The following is a 20,661-nucleotide window of genomic DNA, read 5'->3' on the forward strand; positions in this document are numbered from 1 at the left end:
TGGCCGGGCCAGGGTCCGCCCTGCACCGGTGCGGTCTGAACTACGTTGGCCTCAAGCTCCCCAGCAACACGCCACAGGAGGCGGGACCATGGATCTGACCAAGCTCACCCTCGGAGACAAGGTGCTGGCTGGTTCCGGCCTGGCCCTGTTCGTCTTCTCGTTCCTGCCGTGGTTCGGGGTCGAAGGCTACGGAGGAGGCGGCAACGCCTGGGACGTTGGTTTCTTCACCGGCATCCTGCCCACCCTGATCGGCTTGCTGCTGGTCGGCTACGTCGTGGTCACCAAGCTCGCCGACGGTGTCGCCCTGCCCGAGCTCCCCGTGCCCTACCCGCTGGTGGTTCTGGGTCTGGCCGGAGCGGCGGCGCTGCTCATCGTGATCCGGCTGCTCATCGGTTACGAGGTCGGGTTCGGCTACGACCTCGACCGCAAGTACGGACTGTTCCTGGCCACCCTTGCCGCCCTGGGCATGGCCGGCGGTGCGTTCCTCAAGTTCCAAGAAGAAGGTGGCGAGTTGCCCAAGGGCGGCGGCTCGGGCGGCCAGAGCGGCAGCCAGCCCCCCACCCCGTTCTGAGCCGCATGGTTCAGGACTTCGGGACCCAGATCTCGGTGCCGCCGATGGTGGTAGTCATCTCGTAGTTCTCCTCCACCCAGCGACGGATGGCGGAGAAGCGGGTCATCGGGTAGGCGTCGTAGTCGCGGATCCCGGCTGTGGACGTGTCGATGACCAGGCGCGGCAGGTTGCGACGGAACGAACGGAACAGGGCCGTGGAGGCTCCGTCGGTGGCTTCGTCGAGGGTTTCGGGGCCCGGTTCGCGGCCACCGGACCGGCCGGTGATGAAATCGCTGTGGACCAAAGCCCCACCGGGTGGCCTGTCCCCGGACCAGTGGACCTCGGGGAAGTTCCCCCACAAGAAGACGGTGTCGCCGGGATTGGTGTGGGCGTCGACGTAGGCGGCCAGAGGCTCGGGGTCGGGCAAAGTGCGGAAGGTGTCGGGGGTGAAGGCGAACGCCACCGCCACCGCGGCGGGCACGGCCACACCGGCCAGAGCCAGACGGGCCGAGCTCCCCCTCAGGTGGGCCAGGCGGGGTGCGACCAGCATCACCGCCGGCGCCAACACCTGGAGCCAGTAGTGACCGAAGAACCGGAAGCCGGCCAGTACCCCGGCACAACCGGCGAACACCCATAACCACAGGTCGATGTCGACCCGCCAGTCGCTCCAAGTACGGATTCGGTCCCGGCCGGCAAGCACACCCGACACCACCAGGGTGAGGTGGAAGGCCACGAAGATTGCGACGGTGGCAGCGAATCGCCCCACGGTGGATCCCACCTCCACTTCCGACAGCACGTAGCCACCGGTCTCAGAGAAGGTCCAGGCCCAGAACTCACCGAACGGCACCCAAAACCCGGCTGCGGCCACCGCCGCCGCTGTCGCCGCCAAGAAGATCACCGCTCGGGCCAACCCCCCGGTCAGGTCCCGGCCATCGCCCGAACCCGTCTCGGCCGCGGCGCCACCAGCCCACCACGATGCCGCCACCCCCGGAACGATCCCGGCGATCCAGGATTGCCGGGTCAACACCGCCACCCCCAACGCCATCCCCGCCACCGCACTGGCAGGCACCGTCCCCCTCCGTGCCCACACCACGGCCACCGCTCCGGGGAACAGCGCCAGGTGGGCGTAGTTGGCGGCTTGGGCATCCACCGGGAAGAACGCAACCGCCCCACCGACCATCAGCACTCCGGCCCACCAGCCGGCCCGGATCCCGTGTCTACGGCGGGCGTCGAGACCCACCACCAGGGCGGCCCCGGCCAGACCGAGGGCGGCAACCAGGTGCAGGGGCCGCAGGTCGGTGGACCCCATCAGTCTGAACGACGTCTCGTACACGAAAGCTGGCAGCGGCGGCTTGCGGTCGATGGCGTCCACGTAGAGGGTTCCGCCGTCTCGCATCGAGATGGCCTGGGACGCGATGGCCGCCTCGTCGGGGTCGAACAACTCGTGCACGTAGCCCGGGGTGCGCACGGCCATGGCCAGGCCGACCAACACCACCACGAAAGCCCACGTCGGGCGCAACAGACCCCGAAGGCGGGCAGAAGTGATCACGGCCGTCCGACGCTAACCAGCCCCGACCAGCCCCGACCAGCCCCAACTAGCCCCAACCAGGTCTGGCACCATGGGGGTGTGGTGTACCTGTTCGCCCACCGGGGCGGGTTCGACAGCGGTGGTCCCGAGAACACGGTCGAGGCCTTCGCCCATGCCCTGGGCCTGGGTGCATCGCTGGAGTCCGACGTCCGACTGTCGGTCGACGGGGTGCCGATGCTGGTTCACGACCCCCACATCACCGGCGCTGCTCGCCTTCCCCGTCGGGTGCGTCGACTGACCGCGGATCGCTTGGAACGGATGGGCGCCCTCACGTTGCATCGTCTGTACCGGGAGTTGGGCACCGACTTCCAACTTTCCCTGGACCTCAAGGACCGTGACGCCGGGCCCGCCACCATCGAGGTGGCCCGAGCCGCGGGCGCGGCGCAACGGTTGTGGCTGGTTCACGACAGCATCCCAGTGCTCCAACGGATCCGACGGGCCGCCCCCGACGTCCGGCTCATGCACGAGACGCGCCTGCATGACTTGGCCCGCAACACCGTTCTCCCCGACACCCACATGGACGTCCTGGCCCGCTGGAAGGTCGATGCCCAGAACACCCACTGGTCCAGGTGGACCCCGGCGCTGGTCGGGGCCGCTCACCGGCGGGGCATCTTGGCCTTCGGCTCCATCGCCCAGGAACGAGACGACATGGCCCGAGCCCTCACGAAGGGACTGGATGGCCTCTACACCGACCACGTCGCCCGACTGGTCGAGGTGGCCACCGACCTCGGCCTCGAGGTGACCAGGTGAGTTTCCCGCTGGTCGAGACCGTCGGCCCGGGGCCGATCAGGGCCGTGCTGTTCGACTTCGGCCACACCCTCTTCGCCCATGTCCCCGGACCGGAGGTGATCGAGACCGAGTCGGCACGACTGGGGCATCCGTTGAACCCGACCGAAGCCGTCGAACTGTGGGCCGAGATCGATGCCGCGGCCATGGACCCTACCGAGGTAGCCCGAGGCCGAGATCTCGACGGCGACGTGTGGCGCACCCGGTGGACCGTCCTCTACGCCCTGGCCGATCGAGCGGTTGCCGGCCTGGGCTCAGCGCTGGACCACAGCTTCCATGACCCCCACGCCTGGGTCCCCTACGCCGACACCGCCCCCACCCTGGCTGCCCTGACCCATGCCGGGATAAGGATCGGGGTGGTCAGCAACACCGGGTGGGACGTGCGGACGCCGTTCCAGGTCCGAGGCCTGGACTGCTCGGTCGACGCCTTCACGTTGTCCTATGAGTGCAAGGCCACCAAGCCCGACCCGGCGATCTTCCTCGAAGCCTGTGCTGCCATCGGGGCCACGCCAGCCGAGACCCTGATGGTCGGCGATGATGCCCGCGCCGACCGGGGAGCGCTCGACGCCGGACTGGCCGGGGTGGTCCTGGTAGACCCCGCCACCCCGATGGGCGACGTCCACGGCCTCGACGTGGTCACCCGAACCGTCTCGGCCTGACCAACCGACCAAGACCGTCCAAGGCGCGTCAGCGTCAGTCGCTACCGAGCAGGATGCCGCAGTCGATGTCGGCCACATCGGTGGTGCCGGTGAGCCCCATGGCCACGTCGATGTCGGAGCGGATCACGCTGAGGACGTGTGCCACACCAGCCTCACCGCGGGCGGCGACCGCCCACGCCCAGGCCCGGCCGACGAGGCAAGCCTTGGCGCCGAGGGCCATGAACTTCACCACGTCGAGCCCCGAGCGCACTCCCCCGTCGACCAACACGTCCATCTGATCGCCCACAGCCGCGGCGATGGCGGGAAGGGCCGCCACCGTCGATGACACCGCGTCGAGTTGACGCCCGCCATGGTTGGACACCACCAGCCCGTCGACACCGGCGTCGGCGGCCCGACGGGCGTCTTCGGTATCGAGCACTCCCTTGACCACCAGCTTGCCGTTCCAGTGTTCCCGGACCCAGGCGATGTCGTCCCAGGTGACACTGGGGTCGAACTGGTTGTCCACCCAGCGCCGGAACGCGACCGGCGTCTTGGCGCCGGGCACCACCTGTTCGAGGTTGCCGAAGATGAGAGGTTTGCCCCCCACCGCCACCTCGCGGACCCAGCGAGGATGGCCGGCGATGTCCAGCCCCCGGCGGGCCTTGGCCAGACCGCTGGCTTGCCCGGTCATGGCGTTGCGGGTGTCACGGAACCGGGCCCCGACCACCGGCAGGTCGACGGTGAGGATCAGGACCGGCACGTCCAGCGACGCCGCTTTGGCCATGAGACCTTCGGCGAAGCTGCGATCGCGCATCACATAGAGCTGGAACCACGGCGGGCGGCTCGATGCCCCGGCCACCTCGTCGAGTCCGCAGATCGACACCGTCGACTCGACGAAGGGAACTCCCGCGGTGGTCGCAGCCCGGATGGCCTGGACCTCGGCCCGGGGGGCGAACATCCCAGCCATGCCCACCGGGGCCAAGATCACCGGGGAGGCCAGGTCCTGGCCGAGGACCGTGGTGGCCTGAGATCGGGTCTCCACGTCGACCATCACCCGCTGACGCAGCTTGATGGCCTCCAACTCGGACACGTTGGCCCGCATGGTGGATTCCTCGTACGCCCCACCGTCGATGTAATCGAAGAGCTGGCGCGGCAGTCGGCGTCGCGCCAGCTCTCGATAGTCGCCGATGGTGGCCGGAGCCACACCAAGTGGTCGGTCAGGAGTGAATCGCATGACCGCCGACGGTACCCGCCGAAGCCGAGCCCCGTAGCTCCGCGACCACCCCAGCCAAAGGACCGTGACCGGAGACCGGAACCGTTTGAGCGGAAGCGAGGGAAGCGAGCCCGCTCAAACGCCGGGGATAGGGCGCAGCGAAGCGCGCACCCCTATCCCCGGAACCAGAAAACGACCGCCGAAGGCGGACCAATAGACCCGACCCACCAACGACCCGAACCCCCACGACCACCCCAGCGAAGGACCGGAGACCGGAGACCGGTCACGGCTCAGAGGCTCTTGACGATCTCCACCATCAGCTCACCGGCCTCGGTGGGGTTGTTGCCCACCTTCACGCCGGCATCGGCCAGGGCCTCCATCTTGGCTGCCGCGGTGCCCTTGCCACCCGACACGATGGCGCCGGCGTGGCCCATCTTCTTGCCGGGAGGGGCGGTGACACCGGCGATGTAGGCCGAGACCGGCTTGGTCATCTTGTTCTTGATGAACTCGGCCGCCTCTTCCTCGGCGGAGCCACCGATCTCACCGATGAGCATCACGGCCTTGGTCTCGGGGTCGGCCTCGAAGGCCTCCAGGCAGTCGATGAACGACGTGCCGGGAACGGGGTCGCCACCGATGCCGACGCAGGTGGTGACGCCGATGCCCTGGAGCTTGAGCTCGTAGAGGGCCTGGTAGGTGAGGGTGCCCGAGCGGCTCACGATTCCGACCGGCCCACCGGCCAGGGCGATCTCGCCGGCGGTGATGCCGATGTTGGCCTTGCCGGGGCTGATGATGCCGGGGCAGTTGGGACCCAGGATCCGGGTGCCGGGGAAGTCCCGCTTCACCTTGTTGAAGAAGTAGGCCTCGTCCTGGGCGGGGACGCCCTCGGTGATGACCACCACCAGCTCCATGCCGGCCTCGGCGGCCTCGAGCACGGCGGCCTTCACGCCCGGGGGCGGGGATGAACACGCACGACACGGTGGCGCCGGTGGCGGCCTTGGCTTCGGCCACGGTGGCGTAGACCGGGATGCCGTCCACGTCGGTGCCAGCCTTCTTGGGGTTGACGCCGGCCACGACCTGGGTGCCGTAGTCACGGTTGCGCAGGCCGTAGAACCGGCCCTGGGAACCGGTCAGGCCCTGATACACGACCTTGGTGTTCTCGTCGACGAAAATCGCCATCGTTCTGTCTCTCTTCCTTCGGTCGCGGGGCTTACTTGGCCAGCTCGACCGCGGTGCGGGCGGCCTCGAGCATGGTGGGCTTGGACTGGAGCATGTCCGACTCGTGGGCGGCGAGGATCTCGCGGCCCTGATCGGCGTTGGTGCCGTCGATGCGGATCACGATGGGAGCGTCGATCTTGACGCGTCCCAGGGCGGTGACGATGCCGTTGGCCACCTCGTCGCCCTTGGTGATGCCACCGAAGATGTTGATGAAGATGGACTTGACGTTGGGGTCGTTGTTGATGACCTCAAGAGCCCCGGCCATCACCTCGGCGTTGGCACCGCCGCCGATGTCGAGGAAGTTGGCGGGCTTGCCACCGACCTGGTTGACGATGTCGACGGTGGACATGGCCAGGCCGGCGCCGTTGGCGATGACGCCGACGGTGCCGTCTAGGCCGACGTACTGGAGACCCTTGTCGTGGGCGGCCTGCTCGCGCTCGTCACGGACCTGGGTGGCCTCGAAGACCTCCCAGCCTTCGTGGCGGAACTGGGCGTTGCCGTCCAGGGTGACCTTGGCGTCGAGGGCGTGGACCTCGCCGGTGGGCTTGAGGATGAGCGGGTTGATCTCGCAGAGGTCGGCGTCGCCCTCGGTGTAGGCCCGGTAGAGCTTGAGGAGGATGTCGACCGCGCCGTCGGTGGCGGCCGGGTTGAGCTTGGCGGCCTCGACCCAGGCGCGGGCGGCCTCTTCGCTCAGCCCGTCGACCGGGTCGATCCAGATCTTGGCGATGGCGTCGGGGTCGGTCTCGGCCACGGTCTCGATCTCCACGCCGCCCTGAGCCGAGAGCATGCCAAGGTGCTTCTTGGCCGAGCGATCCAGGGTGAAGCTGGCGTAGTACTCCTCGGCGATGTCGGACGCGAACTCGACCCACACCGTCTTTACGATGTGGCCCTTGATGTCCAGGCCGATGATGTTTCCGGCGTGTTCACGGGCCTCATCGGCGTTGGCGGCAAGCTTCACGCCACCGGCCTTGCCCCGTCCACCGACGTGGACCTGGGCCTTGATGACCACCGGGTAGCCGATCCGTTCGGCGGCGGCCACGGCGTCTTCGACGGTGGTCACCGCCTCACCCGGGCTGACCGGGATGTCGAAGCTCGCGAAGAACTGCTTGCCTTGGTACTCGAGAAGGTCCACGAGGACTCCTGGGAGGTAGCGCTGAACACTCAGGCTGGCGGATTGGGGGTTGCCGTAGGCACGGCCGCGACTCGCAGGGGCCACGACACGGCAGGGATACTAGGCAGGTGCCTGTGATCGTCCCCCATCCACACCGGTGAGCCCGGTCGAGAGTTCGGGCCACCACGCCGGGCGGGCAGCCCTGGTGGCCCTGGTCGGGGTGGTGGTGCTGTTCGGCACCCTGGGCCTGATCACCCTCACCCTCAAGGACCGCAACAGTCCCGACCTCCAGTTGGGCGACCAAACCTTCAAGGCGGGCCGGGCCGAGGCCCTGGCCGGACGCATAGCCGAAACCGGGCCCCGCCTGTATGCCGACGTGTCGGGTCGCAAGGACCGAGACATGATCCTCCACCACATCGGCGACGACCCCGACTCGGGCTGGTACGCCTTCCTGGCCGCCCCCATCGACAAACCGCGTGACTGCACCTGGGATTGGCAGGCCGAGGACCGCACGTTCCGAGCCAAGTGCGACCGCGACCTCATCGCCCCAGCCGACGGCGCCGGCCTGCCCCAGTTCCAGGTGACGGTGGTCGACGGACAGGTGGACGTGGACCTGAACGCGGATGCCCGCAAGCCCTCGGGGTCCACCACGACCCGGTAGGTTTCGCGGCATGCGTCGAGTCGTGTGCACCGCGTGGGGAGAACCCGAGGGCCTGGTCATCGAGGACCTGCCCGACCCCACCCCCGGGCCCGGCCAGGTCGGGGTCCAGGTCGCAGCGGCAGGGGTGAACTTCGTGGACGCCCTGTTCGTGGCCGGCAGCTATCAGATCAAGGTGCCCCCGCCCTTCACCCCGGGGAGCGAACTGGCCGGGACGGTGGTGGCCGTGGGTGAGGACGTGACCAGCCCGACGGTGGGCGACCGGGTGCTGTCGTCGTTGGGGCTGGGCGCCTACGCCAGCCACGTGGTGGTACCGGCCGCCAGCCTCACCCCCGTTCCCGACAACCTCTCGAGCCCGGCGGCGGCGGCACTGGCTCAGAGCTACTGCACGGCCTGGTTCGCCCTCACCCGACGGAGCGCGGTCAGACCAGGAGAGACGGTCCTGGTGCTCGGTGCCGGCGGAGGGGTGGGCCTGGCCACCATCGACGTGGCCCGCCACCTGGGGGCCCGGGTCATCGCCGCCGCTTCCACCGCCGAGAAGCTGGCCGACGCCGTCGCCATGGGCGCCGAGATGACCATCGCCTACGAGGATGAAGACCTCAAGGCCCGGGCTCGAGAACTGGCCGGTGGCCAACTCGACGTGGTCGTCGACCCCGTGGGCGGCGCCCACACCGAGGCGGCACTGCGGGCCTTGGGCATGGGCGGAAGGCTGCTCGTCATTGGGTTCGCGGCTGGGGAGATCCCCTCGCTGCGCACCAACCTGGTCCTGCTGAACAACCGAAGCGTCATAGGCGTGGATTGGGGTGCGTGGGCGATGAGGAACCCCCACGAACAATCCGTGCTGCTGCAAGAGGTGCTCAGCGGAGTGTCCTCCGGCGATCTGCACCCCTCCGAACCTACCGAGAGACCGCTGGACGGGGTCGGCGCCGTCCTGCGGGACCTGCTGGAACGGAGATTGCAGGGCAAGGTCGTCCTGGTCCCCTGAGCGGGGCCAGGGCTGAGCCCCTCGGTTCAGGCCTCGATCAGACCGTTGACGATCTCCGCCACCTTCTTGCGCTGGATCTTGTCGGTTCCGGTGCGGGGGAAATCGTCCACCTCCACGAAGTGGGCCGGCACCTTGTAGCGAGACATCCGACCCTCGGCGAAGGCGCGCAACGCGGCCTCGTCGAAGGAGGCCCCGGCTTGGAGGCGGACGGCAGCCACCGGCACCTCCCCGTCACGGGCATCGGGGTAGGGAACCACCGCGGCCTCGGCCACGTCGGGGTGTTCCTCGAGGTCCTGTTCAACCTCTACGGCGTACACCGAGTAGCCACCCCGCTTGATGACGTCCTTCATTCGGCCTTCGAAGTTCACCGATCCCAGAGGGCCCCGCCGGACCATGTCACCGGTGCGAAGCCATCCGTCGCTGGTCAGGGCCGCGGCTGACGCCTCGGGGGCACCGTGGTAACCCTTGAGGATCGACGGGCCCGACAGGTACAGCTCACCCACCGTCCCCACCGGGACCTCGTTGCCATCGGGGTCGACCACCTTGAACTTCACCCCGGGCAGGGGCAGGCCCATCGATCCGCCCAGCGCGCCGGGAACCAGCGGAGGCGACACCCGCAGAGCCACCCCGCCTCCGGTCTCGACCATCCCGTAGCCCTCGACGAAGGTGGCGTCACCAACCGGGCCGACGACGGGGAGCTGGGTGGTGGCCCCGAACTTCTTGAACTGCTGGGACAGCTCTTGGGGCATGGCGTCGGCACCGGAGATGAACATCCGGATCGACTTGAGGTTCCGTTCCGGAGCGCCCGCCTCCAGCATCATCCGGTACATGGCTGGCACCCCACCGAAGATGCTGGCCCGCCTGGTCTCGATGGCGTCGAGCACCTTCACCGGGTTGAACTTGGGCATGAAGTAGACGGGCATGCCCGAACAGGCCCCGGCGATCATCAAGGTGAAGCCGAAGATGTGGGCCACCGGCAGGGCGGCCACCAGCTCGTCCCGGTGCGTACGACGGGGGATCAGAGCCGTCAGCGGCAGGCCGCCGAACAACGCTCGGTGGGTGAACTGCGCACCCTTGGGCTTGCCGGTGGTCCCCGAGGTGTAGAAGAGGGCAGCCACGTCACCGGGATCAGCCGGTTCGGCCCGTCCGAGCGGCTTGTCGGTGTCGAGCTCCTCGGCGGTGGCCAGCACCAGGGTGGCCCCGGAGTCTTGGATCACGTGCTCGACCTCGGCCGGTGCCATCTGGCTGTTCACAGGAGCGGGCAGCCGACCGGCACGGGCCACCGCCAACACCAACAGGAACTGCTCATAGGTGTTGCCGGTGGCCAGCACGACACGGTCTCCGGGTTCGGTCAGAGCCTGGATGGCCCCAGCCCATCGGTCCACGTCGCCAGCCGCGTCGCTGAACGTCCGAACCCGGCCCGAGTCGGCCTCCACCACCATCGGTCGGTCGCCGTGGAGGGTGGCCAACCGTTCCATCAACACCCCGAGGGTGAGGTCCTTGCCGCGGGCCAGATCGAAACGCACTCCCAGGTTCATCTGCTCACCCTAGGAACCGGGCCGCCCACCGTGCTAGCCCCGTGGATGGCAACCGCGGTCAGACGGGGGGAACATCCTCGATGACGCGACCACCACCCCGCCGCTTGGCTCGGTAGAGGGCTACATCGGCCCGGTGCAACAGGTCGTCTACCGATCGAGCTGGGCCGGTAGCCAGACCTACCGACACACCAAGGCAAACCGGCTCACCTTGGACCAGGACCGGTGAGTCCAACGCCTTCACCAGCCGGTCAGCCATATCGCGGGCCGTGGCGACGTTGGCCCGGACGAACACGGTGAACTCATCGCCCCCGATCCTCGCCACCTCCGCGACCCCAGCGGTCGCCTCCCGAAGCCGACGGGCCACCTCGACCAGCACGGCGTCGCCCACGCCGTGGCCCCGGGTGTCGTTCACCGCCTTGAACCCGTCCAGGTCCAAGTAGAGGAGCGCAAGCTCCTCGTCGGCGGCCAGGGCTTCGCCGATCACCTGTTGCTGACGAGACCGGTTCAGCAGACCGGTGAGGTGGTCGTGGTCGGCCATGTAGGCGAGGCGACGGTGCTCGGCCGAACGCATCAGAGCCAACCGGATGTAGCCCAGCGACCGGGACAACTCGAAGTCATGGGCCCGTACCGGAGCCGAGTCGGCCGGGAGCCAGACCGTCATCACCGCCGGTTCGACGTCGGCCATGGCCGGGATGGGAATGGACCAGAAGCCACGGACCGAATCTGGGATTGCGCCGCACCAGGCCTCATGACAACCGGTCAGCGAGACGACCTGCATCTCACCGCTTCGGGCCGCGTCGCACCAGGGTCCCGAGTCGGGATCAGGGGAACGGGCGGGATGCCCGGTTCCGGTGACGCCGGTGAAGCGCTCACCGTCGAAGCCGAAGTGGATACATACTCCGATGGCCTGAAGGGCCACTGTTATCGATCGGGCCAGGAGCCCGAGCACCACGTTGAGCGGTTCGTCGGCTAGGAGCGCGGCGAAGAAGGCATCGAGGTGGCGTTGGGCATCCCAGGACATGAAGTAGAAGGTCGTGCCCTGAACGACGGTGTCGAGCAACGGCACCGCTCCGATCGACATCCACCGGTGAGAGCCGTCCTTGCAGATTATGGGGAAGGCGGTGGGGACACCGATCCCCAGCTCGTCGGCACGGCCCAACTCGTCGATCGACTGGAGCGCCCTTTCGGCCTCGTCGGGTGGGGTGAACTCCAGCACGTTCCGACCGACCAGTTCGGCCGGCCGATAGCCGAAATCCCGCTCGACCGACCCACCGGCGTAGGTGACGGTTCCGACCGCATCGGTCACCAGCACCGGCAACGACAAGGTTTCGACAATCACCCGGAAGGCGGCGTCGCTCAGCCCCGGGCCGGGTGCCTCGCTCTCTCCCATCCATAGCGACGATACCGATGCCATCCGCAACCACGGCAGCTCAGAACACCCGAAACCCGAGAACGGGCCATTGGACCCATGCCCTCGGCTAGCCTCACGTGCCGTGCGCAACCAAGGTGAACCAGGGGGGGTTGCCGTCGTCGGTGGCTGCGGTCACGTCGGGCTTCCGCTGGGCTTGGCCTTCGCCGACGCCGGGCTCGACGTACTCCTCTACGACATCAACGACGCGGCGATCGACACCGTTCGGGCCGGCAAGATGCCGTTCTTCGAGACCGGCGCAGACGAGGTGCTGGCTCGCGCGCTGGCCGCAGGCAAGCTCACATTGAGCAGCGACCCTGCCAGCGTCTCAGCCGTGGAGCACGTGGTCGTCGTTGTCGGTACACCCGTCGACCAGCACCTGAACCCCGATCCAGCTGCGGTGGTGAAGGCCATCGAAGCGATGATCGACCACCTCCACGACGGACAGCACCTGATCCTGCGCAGCACCGTCTACCCCGGCGTGACAGCCCTGGTGGAGCGACTGCTGGCCCGCCACGGCAAGCAGATCGACGTCACCTTCTGCCCCGAGCGCATCGCTGAGGGCAAGGCCATGGAGGAGCTGCACACGCTCCCCCAGATCGTGTCGGGCCGCACCGACGAGTCCACGGCCCGGGCCGCCGAATTGTTCGGCTACCTCACGAACCAGATCGTCACCGTCGGGGTGGAAGAGGCCGAGCTGGCCAAGCTGTTCACCAACACCTGGCGCTACATCAAGTTCGCGGCCGCCAACCAGCTCTACATGATGGCCACCGACTACGGGCTGGACTACGAGGCCATCCGCCGGGCCATGACCCAGGACTACCCCAGGGCCGCCGACGTTCCCGGCGCCGGGCTGGCGGCCGGGCCGTGCCTGTTGAAGGACACCATGCAGTTGGCGGCCTTCAACAACAACAACTTCATGCTGGGCCACGCCGCCATGATGGTGAACGAAGGTCTCCCGATGTACCTCGTGGACCAGATCGAGAAGGACCACGACCTGTCGACCATGACCGTCGGGCTGTTGGGCATGGCGTTCAAGGGCGAGTCCGACGACATCCGCTCCAGCCTCAGCTACAAGCTGAAGCGACTCCTGAAGATCAAGGCCGAGCGGGTGTTGTGTACCGACCCGTACGTGTCGGTCGACGACGACTTGGTCCCGCTCGACCAGGTCTTGGAACAGGCGGACATATTGGTGGTCGGTGCCCCCCACCGGGCCTACGCCCAGATCAACCCCACCGTTCCCGCCATGGATGTGTGGAACATCTTGGGTACCGGAGCCAGAGCGTGAGCCCACGCTTCTCGGTGGTGGTACCGGTCTACAACGAAGGTGCCGAGATCGAGGTGTTCCTCGACCGGCTGTTCGACTCGATCACCCTGCCGTGCGAGGTGCTGGCCGTCTACGACACCCCCGACGACACCACCCTGCCCCACCTGGAGAAGTACGCCGAGCGAGATCCCCGCCTGGTGCCCACCCACAACACCTACGGGCGGGGCGCGGCGCGGGCCATGAAGTACGGCATCGACCACGTCAACTCCGGCATCGTCGTGGTCACCATGGCCGACGGCAGCGACGACCCTCAACAGGTAGAGGCGCTGGTTCGGCTGGTCGAACGAGGGGTGGTGGTCGCCGCCGCGTCCCGGTATCTGAAGGGCGGCCAACAGGTGGGGGGCCCGGTGGTCAAGCGTGTCATGTCACGCGCCGTCGGACTGTCGCTGTACTGGTTCGGCCGGGTCGGCACCCACGATGCCACCAACTCGTTCAAGGCCTATGACCGGGACTTCGTGAACATGGTCGGCATAGAGTCCGACACCGGCTTCGAGCTCGGGTTGGAGATGGTGGCCAAGGCCCGCCGTCACCGACTGCCGGTAGCCGAACTACCCACCATCTGGCTCGACCGCACGGTCGGTGCCTCAAACTTCCAGGTCTGGTCCTGGTTGCCCCGCTACCTGCGGTGGTATCGATACGCCTTCGGGCCGAGGTTGTGATGAACGTTCTGGTCAGTGGTTCCTCAGGTTTCATCGGTGGCTACGTGGTGGAGGAGCTGCTGTCACGCGGTCACACCGTCGTGGGCATCGACAACCACTCCAAGTACGGCAAGGTGGCCAAGTCCTACGACGACCACCCCGACTACCGCCTGGTAGAGGGTGACTGCCGAGACACCGACCTCATGGTCGAACTGCTGGCGGATTGCGACCACTTCATCGCCGGAGCCGCCCTCATCGGCGGCATCTCGTACTTCCACGCCTACGCCTACGACCTGATCGCCAACAACGAGCGCATCATGGCGGCGTCGTGCGATGCCGCCATCAAGGTGTTCCAGGAAGGTGGCCGGCTCCAGAAGGTCACCTACATGAGCTCCTCGATGGTGTTCGAGTCCACCGACCACTGGCCCTCGGTCGAAGGTGACGAACGCAAGATCGCTCCTCCGCTGTCGTCGTACGGCTTCCAGAAGCTGGCGGTCGAGTACTTCGCCCGGGCGGCCTGGGATCAGTACAAGCTGCCTTACACCATCGTGCGTCCGTTCAACTGCGTGGGGATCGGCGAAGGGCGGGCCCTGGGAGACGTCGAGGTCCCCAGCGGCAACGTGAAGCTGGCCATGAGCCACGTGGTACCCGACCTGGTGCAGAAGGTGGTCAAGGGACAAGACCCCCTGCACATCCTCGGCGACGGCAACCAGGTGCGCCACTACACCTACGGCGGAGACCTGGCCCGCGGCATCGTGACCGCCATGGAGCACCCCGCCGCCCGCAACGAGGACTTCAACCTCTCCACCGCTCAATCCACCACGGTGCGCGAGCTGGCCGAGGTGATCTGGCGCAAGATCAAGGGTCCCGACGTCCCGCTGTCGATCGTGTCCGACGATGCGTTCGAACACGACGTAGCCAAGCGGGTCCCCTCCGTCGACAAGGCCCGAGACGTCTTGGGCTTCGAGGCCACCACCACCCTCGACGAGATGCTCGACGAGGTGATCCCTTGGATCGCGCAGGCCGTGACCGACGGCCGAATCTGAACCTAACGGAAGAGAGCACGGCACGGTGCGACAGCACGAGCCCGGCCAGCAAAGCGACGGTCAGGCACCACCGAGGCCGCCCCGGCTACGGAATCTGACCACTGTCGATTTCGTGTGGGCTGCGGTGGTAGTCGGCACGGTCGCGTACTGGTTTCAGGCCATGAAGGACGTCTGGTTCTTCATCGATGAATGGCCCATGGCCGACCAGGTGCGCGATCCCCTGGGCATCTTCCGGCCTTACAACGGTCATCTGACGATCACGATGCTCACCGGGTACCGCGTACTGCTAGGGATCTTCGGGTTCTCGACCCACAGCCCATATCGCCTCATGGGTCTGCTGGCCTTCTCCTCATTGGCAGTCGCCTTCTATCTCACCTCCAGGTCGAGGCTCACACCTCCGATCGCCGCGGCATGCTCCTTCGCTCTCCTCTGGTCGCCGCACCTGAGTCTCGAAGCAGGGTCGTTCAATCACTCCTTGGCCATGGCCGGAGGGGTCGTCTGCGCCTACGGGCTTCGGGGTACCGCCAACCGCGATGACCTGATCGTGGCCGGAGCTCTGGTATTCGCCTTCAGTACCAGCAGTGCCGGGCTGGCGGTGGCCGCGGCCGCGCTCACCCACTGCGCCCTTCGACGGGCCAGCCTCCGACGATGGATGGCGACGGCGGCGCCCACCGTCGCTTGGCTTGTTTGGCGATCCGTTGCCGTCGAAGGGCAGTCCGAAGCCGTCTCGCAAGCCAGGCCACCACTGTCTGAACTACTTGTACGAACTGCCGGAGACTGGGTGAGCTCGTTCTCTCAGCTTTCTCTGGGCCACGAAGGTCTGGGCACGGCCCTGGCCGTCGCTTTCCTCGCCTTCCTGGCTATCCGCCTACGGAAGGGCCCTGCCTACGGCGCCAACATGCTCGCCTGGTCAGTCGGGCTCTTCGTTTGGTGGTTCGGTCTGGAGTGGATGAGGTGGATGTTGCCCCTAGATAACGTCTACCGGTACGACATCGTGAGCGCCGGAATGATCCTCGTCGCCCTGGTTCCTGACGATCCCATCAGGCTGCCCCCCGTCCCCGCGCTTTCCTGGACGCGACATTGGCCCGCAGCAGGCGCGGCCGTCGTCGCTGCGGTAACCATCGCGGGAAGCCACGGTGGCTTCGTGAAGTTCCGAGACCTCCACGGACAGTTCGGTCAGGTCCAGCGCAAGCAATCGGTGATCGTGGACATGTTTCCGACCCTGGTTCCTGAACCAACCGATATGGGCCTGGCCTTCGGGCTGTTGACCGCCGGTGATCTCCGAACCCTGTTCACGGCATTCGGTCCCCCCGAGGGCCAGGGCGACCTCGAGCGCCTGCTGACCGAGTCTGTGACCATCGAGGATCTGCCACCGAGCACAGCACCGTCAGACTGCGCTCCGGTGGAGACTCTCAGGCTCGGCCCCTTGGCATCTGTGACCGTGACCCCAGGAGCTAGGACAGCGGTTGTCGACGTCCGCAGGTTCGGCTCGGACTGGGTGACCGTCGCCGCCGTGGCCGGGTCCCATCGGGCGAAGATCACACTGCGATCGGTGCTGACCGACGAACCTTGGGAGTTGCGGGCCCCCGGTGCCTGTGTGGTCTCGGGCTGATACCGACTCACACCTTCTTCAGCGGGGCCCACGCCAACAACAGGACCTTCTGGCCGACCGTGGGGAAGTTCACGGTTATCTCGGTCTTGTCACCCGAACCCCGTAGGTCCACCACCACCCCTTCGCCCCACTTGCCGTGCACCACGTCTTCTCCGATGCGGAAGCCGGAGTCTCCAGCTACGGATCGGGACCCCGCGTCCATTGCGGCGTCGACCATGCGTTCCCGGTTGGCGGCCCGCCGTTCCGATGAGATGCGGCTCTGACGGCGGGGTCGTTCACCCCAGCTCGACTCGGAGGACGTCATCGACGCGGCGTCGGCCCAGGCCCCGGATCGGGAGGACCGTCGGTTGCCTTCGATCGCCTGGACCAGGCGTTGGGGGATCTCGTCGAGGAAGCGGCTGGGCGGGTTGTATTGGGTGGACCCGAAGATGGTCCGGCTCCAGGCATGGCTCAGGTAGAGCCGTTCACGAGCCCGGGTGATGCCGACGTAGGCAAGCCGCCGTTCCTCTTCCAGTTCGTGGGGCTCGGTCAACGACCGGAGATGGGGAAACACGCCGTCCTCCAGCCCCACCAGGAACACGGCGGGGAACTCCAAGCCTTTGGCCGAGTGCAAGGTCATGAGAACGACCTGAGAATCGTCGTCGGGGATCTGGTCGGAATCGGCCACCAGGCTGACCTGTTCGAGGAACTCGTCCACCGAAGTCGCCTCCCGCGCCGATCCCACCAGTTCGGCCAGGTTCTCCAGCCGTCCCTCGGCTTCCACCGAGTGCTCGGCCTGGAGTTCGGCGGCGTAGCCGCTGGAGTCCAACAGGGCTTCGAGCATCGCCGCCGGGCCATCGACGACCAGCGGCTCGACGGCATCCAACAACGAGATGAACGACTCGATACCCCTCACCGCCCGCCCGGTGACGCCAGCCTCGTCTGCCCGCCGCAGTGCCTGCATGAACGTGTATCCGTGCATGGCGGCCCAGGCGTCCAGACGGGCCACGGTGCTGTCTCCGATGCCCCGCTTGGGCAGGTTCAGCACCCGCTTCACCGAGATCTCATCCGCCGGGTTGACCGCGGCCTTCAGGTAGGCGAGCGCGTCCTTTACCTCTCGTCGATCGTAGAAGCGCGTGCCGCCAACCACCTTGTAGGGGATCCCGGCCCGCAGAAGGTGTTCCTCCACCACCCGGCTTTGAGCGTTGGTGCGGTAGAAGACGGCGACGTCACCCCAGCTGTGGCGGCCCGAATCGTGCAGCTTGGCGATCTCGTGGGCCACCCATTGGCCCTCGTCACCCTCGTCATCGGCGTGGTAGCGGATGATGGCGTGACCGTCACCCTCCTCTGTCCAAAGTTCCTTGGGCTTGCGTCCCGCATTGTTGGAGATGACCGAGTTGGCGGCGTCGAGGATGGTCTGGGTCGAGCGGTAGTTCTGCTCCAACACGATCACGGTGGCCTCGGGAAAGGCCTCCTCGAACTCCAAAATGTTGCGGATGTCGGCGCCCCTGAACCGGTAGATGCTCTGGTCGCTGTCTCCGACCACACAGATGTTGTGGTGTTCACCCGCCAACTGGAGGACGAGTTCGTTCTGGACGCGGTTGGTGTCCTGGTACTCGTCGACCAGGACGTGGCGGAAGCGGCGGCGGTAGTGACCCAGGACCTCGGGCTGGGTTCGGAAAAGCTCGACGACGTTGCGTAGCAGATCGTCGAAATCCATGGCTCCGGCCTTGAGGAGCCGGGCCTGGTACTCGGAGTACACGTCGGCGATCTTGCGTTCGAAGATGACCTGGGCCCGTTCCCGGTACGCCTCCGGGCCGAGATCGTCGTTCTTGGCCGCCGAGATGATCGAATGGACCTGACGGGGTGGGAACCGTTTGGAGTCCAGCCCCAAGTCCTTGACTACATAGCCCGTGAGCCGCTGGGCGTCGGCCTGGTCGTAGATGGTGAACGACGACGGGAACCCCAGATGGTGACCGTCTCGACGCAGGATCCGCACGCAAGCCGAGTGGAACGTGGACACCCACATCTTGTCTGCCACCGGGCCCACCAGGGCCCCGACGCGCTCTCGCATCTCCTGAGCGGCCTTGTTGGTGAAGGTGATGGCCAGGATCTCGAACGGCGAGACCCCCTGGTCGATCAGATGGGCGATGCGATGGGTGAGCACGCGGGTCTTGCCCGACCCGGCCCCGGCCACCACCAGCAGCGGGCCTTCGAGATGGGTGACCGCCTCGGCCTGGACCGGGTTCAGGCCCGCTACCAGGGGAGACAGGGAAGGCATCGACGACATCGGGCCAACCCTACCGGCGGCCACCGACGGCCTATCCGGGGCTACGGGGCCCGGGCCGGGAAGAATGGACTCATCGTGTCTCCCGAGCTCGATCCAGCCGCCACCGCGGACCACTCGGCCGCAGCGCTTCCCGCCACCAACGGACGGCGAGCCTCGACGTCTCTGCGCGCCGTCAAGCGAACGCTTTTCGTGCTCCTCTTCCTGTTCGTCGTCTACTACGTGGTCCTGCCCCAGTGGGCTCGGTCCAAGGAATCAGCCGACCTCCTGACCCAGGTCAACCCGGTCCTCCTAGCGGTCGCCGTCGGACTTCAGATCGCGTCGCTGCTGGCCTACACCGTGCTGACCAAGGTGACACTCCCCCCCGAACCTCACCTCTCGCTGTTCACCATCTTCCGGATCCAGCTAGCCACCAAGTCCGTGACCAACGTGGTTCCAGGTGGTTCAGCCGCGGGGGCACGCTCGGCTACCGACTGTTCACCGAGGCCGGAGTCGCGCCCACCTCGGCCGGGTTCGCCATGGCCACCGTGGGGCTCGGATCCGCCGTGGTGCTCAACCTGTTGTTGTGGGTCGCCCTCCTCATATCCATTCCCCTCAACGGCTACAACCCGCTTTACGCCGGTGTCGCTCTGGTCGGCGTGATCTTGCTCGCCTCGGCCGCGGCTCTGGTGTACCTGTTGATGGAGGGTCGCGACCGAGCCGAGAAGGTGCTCCGCTCCATCGCCCGGCGACTGCCCTACGTGCAGGAGGAGACGGCGTCGCGGTTCGTCCACCAGTTGGCCGATCGTCTCCACGACCTGGCCCGCCAGCCACAGCTACTCAAGAGCGGGGTGCTGTGGGCCAGCGCCAACTGGCTGCTCGAAGCCGCGTCACTGTGGGTGTTCCTGATGGCGTTCGGAGCGTGGGTCAACCCGATCAACCTGATCGTGGCCTACGGGCTAGCTGGAGTTCTGGCCGCCATACCCGTGACCCCCGGCGGACTCGGCGTGGTGGAGGCCGCGCTGACCCCCACCCTCGTCGGGTTCGGGGTTCCGGCCGGCACCGCCACCATCGCCGTGTTGTGCTGGCGGTTCGTCCAGTTCTGGCTGCCGATCCCGCTAGGAGGGACGGCCTACCTGTCTTTGAGGTTCGGCGCTCTGGGACGCCAGAAGAAGATGGGTACCGTTCGCGACCTTGCCCACGAAACCGGCCGGGCCGCCACCCGTCGGGTTTGGGACGATCAAGCCGGTGAGTACCGCTGGGTCAAGAGCCCCGACCCCGCAGCGGGATCGAACCCCCCCGAAGAACCGATCTGACCAGCGCCCTTGGTCACGCAGACGGGCCCCGGCTGGCCAGCGAAACCTGCGGGGGATTCACAGGATCTGGCATACCCACCCGGTGAACGCCGATGGTGCCAGGGGTCGAGGACACCAGCGCGTTCACCTCGTCGACAGCTCCAGATTCTGGATCTAGTTCGAGGTAGGCCAGATGCCGTCCGGCCGTGGCCACCTCTCGGGCCCTCTCCAGCGCCAGCGCACGCCCATCGGCCAGGAACGGGGCCAGAGCCTGCGGATTCACCTCGGCCTCGGCGGCCTCGGGCAAATCGTTGGCGAAGATGTGCGGGCAGACGTAGTCGATGCCAGCCGCGGCGAACAAGCCCGGATACAGCTCGAGCGGGCGCCCGATCCGTTCCGGGTAGCGGTGCTCGACCACGTAGTGGATGCGAAACCCACGCTGAGCCAGTGACGAGAACACAACGCCCCACGTGGCCCGCACGTAGGCAGAGATGTCAGGAGTCCACAGGTCTAGGGATGCTCCACCGCGATAGAGACGCTCGACGGCATCGACTGACAACCGGGCCAAGGTACGAGCATCCAGATCCGCCACCATGGACTCGACCCGCATCTCAGCCGCGGTCAGAGCTACCGACCGCTCCTCGGCGGTGAGGACCGACAACCTCTCGCCCTGCAGGACCGGAACCCCCGCGTCGACGTCTAGGTAGTCGACCAGTTCCGGATAACGCCACTCCCCCGCCAACTCGGCGATGTCTGCTGCCATGGATCAATCCTCCCACACGATTCCGGAGATATCTCAGAGGTATCG

Annotated in this window: 17 protein-coding genes and 1 pseudogene; 10 read left to right on the forward strand and 8 right to left on the reverse strand. The window is 67.1% G+C overall.

The genetic code is table 11. From position 1 onward, the window contains the following. Positions 1-88 precede the first annotated feature (88 nt). A complete protein-coding gene (locus tag IPG97_03840; protein MBK6855702.1) occupies positions 89-571 on the forward strand; it encodes a hypothetical protein in 483 nt (160 codons plus the stop codon). Between the two features lie 10 nt (positions 572-581). Here the strand turns inward: IPG97_03840 and IPG97_03845 are convergent, their stop codons facing one another. Continuing rightward, a complete protein-coding gene (locus IPG97_03845; GenBank protein ID MBK6855703.1) occupies positions 582-2,099 on the reverse strand; it encodes a hypothetical protein in 1,518 nt (505 codons plus the stop codon). 78 nt (positions 2,100-2,177) lie between these two features. Between IPG97_03845 and IPG97_03850 the strand changes: the two genes are divergently transcribed. Beyond that, positions 2,178-2,888: a glycerophosphodiester phosphodiesterase gene (locus IPG97_03850; protein ID MBK6855704.1), complete on the forward strand. Its 711-nt coding sequence runs from the start codon at positions 2,178-2,180 to the stop codon at positions 2,886-2,888. Between the two features lie 182 nt (positions 2,889-3,070). Continuing rightward, a complete protein-coding gene (locus IPG97_03855; protein MBK6855705.1) occupies positions 3,071-3,583 on the forward strand; it encodes an HAD-IA family hydrolase in 513 nt (170 codons plus the stop codon). Between the two features lie 34 nt (positions 3,584-3,617). Here the strand turns inward: IPG97_03855 and IPG97_03860 are convergent, their stop codons facing one another. From IPG97_03860 to sucC, 3 genes and pseudogenes are all read right to left on the reverse strand, one after another. After that, on the reverse strand, positions 3,618-4,796 hold the full coding sequence (locus tag IPG97_03860) for an L-lactate dehydrogenase (protein MBK6855706.1): 1,179 nt from the start codon (positions 4,794-4,796) through the stop codon (positions 3,618-3,620). Positions 4,797-5,065: 269 nt separating this feature from the next. Then, a pseudogene (gene sucD, locus IPG97_03865) lies at positions 5,066-5,951 on the reverse strand (succinate--CoA ligase subunit alpha). Positions 5,952-5,982: 31 nt separating this feature from the next. Next, positions 5,983-7,122 (reverse strand): ADP-forming succinate--CoA ligase subunit beta, encoded by a 1,140-nt coding sequence (gene sucC, locus IPG97_03870; GenBank protein MBK6855707.1) that lies wholly within the window; start codon positions 7,120-7,122, stop codon positions 5,983-5,985. Positions 7,123-7,258: 136 nt separating this feature from the next. Between sucC and IPG97_03875 the strand changes: the two genes are divergently transcribed. Further along, a complete protein-coding gene (locus tag IPG97_03875; protein MBK6855708.1) occupies positions 7,259-7,762 on the forward strand; it encodes a hypothetical protein in 504 nt (167 codons plus the stop codon). Positions 7,763-7,772: 10 nt separating this feature from the next. Further along, positions 7,773-8,744, forward strand: a complete 972-nt coding sequence (locus tag IPG97_03880; protein MBK6855709.1) for an NADPH:quinone oxidoreductase family protein — start codon at positions 7,773-7,775, stop codon at positions 8,742-8,744. Between the two features lie 26 nt (positions 8,745-8,770). Here the strand turns inward: IPG97_03880 and IPG97_03885 are convergent, their stop codons facing one another. Then, a complete protein-coding gene (locus tag IPG97_03885; protein ID MBK6855710.1) occupies positions 8,771-10,282 on the reverse strand; it encodes an AMP-binding protein in 1,512 nt (503 codons plus the stop codon). A gap of 58 nt (positions 10,283-10,340) precedes the next feature. Next, positions 10,341-11,672: a diguanylate cyclase gene (locus tag IPG97_03890; protein ID MBK6855711.1), complete on the reverse strand. Its 1,332-nt coding sequence runs from the start codon at positions 11,670-11,672 to the stop codon at positions 10,341-10,343. Between the two features lie 103 nt (positions 11,673-11,775). On the opposite strand from IPG97_03890, the gene IPG97_03895 reads away from it, so the two are divergent. The 4 genes from IPG97_03895 to IPG97_03910 all read left to right on the forward strand — a co-directional run bounded on the left by IPG97_03895 (position 11,776) and on the right by IPG97_03910 (position 16,313). After that, on the forward strand, positions 11,776-12,978 hold the full coding sequence (locus tag IPG97_03895; GenBank protein MBK6855712.1) for a nucleotide sugar dehydrogenase: 1,203 nt from the start codon (positions 11,776-11,778) through the stop codon (positions 12,976-12,978). Next, positions 12,975-13,676, forward strand: coding sequence for a glycosyltransferase family 2 protein (locus IPG97_03900; protein ID MBK6855713.1), 702 nt, complete (start codon positions 12,975-12,977; stop codon positions 13,674-13,676). The genes IPG97_03895 and IPG97_03900 overlap by 4 nt, the downstream gene beginning before the upstream one ends. Then, positions 13,676-14,701 (forward strand): NAD(P)-dependent oxidoreductase, encoded by a 1,026-nt coding sequence (locus IPG97_03905; protein MBK6855714.1) that lies wholly within the window; start codon positions 13,676-13,678, stop codon positions 14,699-14,701. The genes IPG97_03900 and IPG97_03905 overlap by 1 nt, the downstream gene beginning before the upstream one ends. 160 nt (positions 14,702-14,861) lie before the next feature. Next, positions 14,862-16,313 (forward strand): hypothetical protein, encoded by a 1,452-nt coding sequence (locus tag IPG97_03910; protein ID MBK6855715.1) that lies wholly within the window; start codon positions 14,862-14,864, stop codon positions 16,311-16,313. Positions 16,314-16,320: 7 nt separating this feature from the next. On the opposite strand, the gene pcrA is transcribed toward IPG97_03910, so the two are convergent. Next, positions 16,321-18,573, reverse strand: a complete 2,253-nt coding sequence (gene pcrA, locus IPG97_03915) for a DNA helicase PcrA (protein ID MBK6855716.1) — start codon at positions 18,571-18,573, stop codon at positions 16,321-16,323. Positions 18,574-18,815: 242 nt separating this feature from the next. Here pcrA and IPG97_03920 point away from each other — a divergent pair, with 242 nt between their 5' ends. Next, on the forward strand, positions 18,816-19,874 hold the full coding sequence (locus IPG97_03920) for a flippase-like domain-containing protein (GenBank protein ID MBK6855717.1): 1,059 nt from the start codon (positions 18,816-18,818) through the stop codon (positions 19,872-19,874). A 13-nt stretch (positions 19,875-19,887) separates the two neighbouring features. On the opposite strand, the gene IPG97_03925 is transcribed toward IPG97_03920, so the two are convergent. Next, entirely contained in the window at positions 19,888-20,616 is a 729-nt protein-coding gene (locus IPG97_03925; GenBank protein ID MBK6855718.1) for a hypothetical protein, read from the reverse strand. Positions 20,617-20,661 lie beyond the last annotated feature (45 nt).

The organism is Microthrixaceae bacterium, assembly GCA_016702505.1.
Lineage (GTDB): Bacteria > Actinomycetota > Acidimicrobiia > Acidimicrobiales > Iamiaceae > Aquihabitans.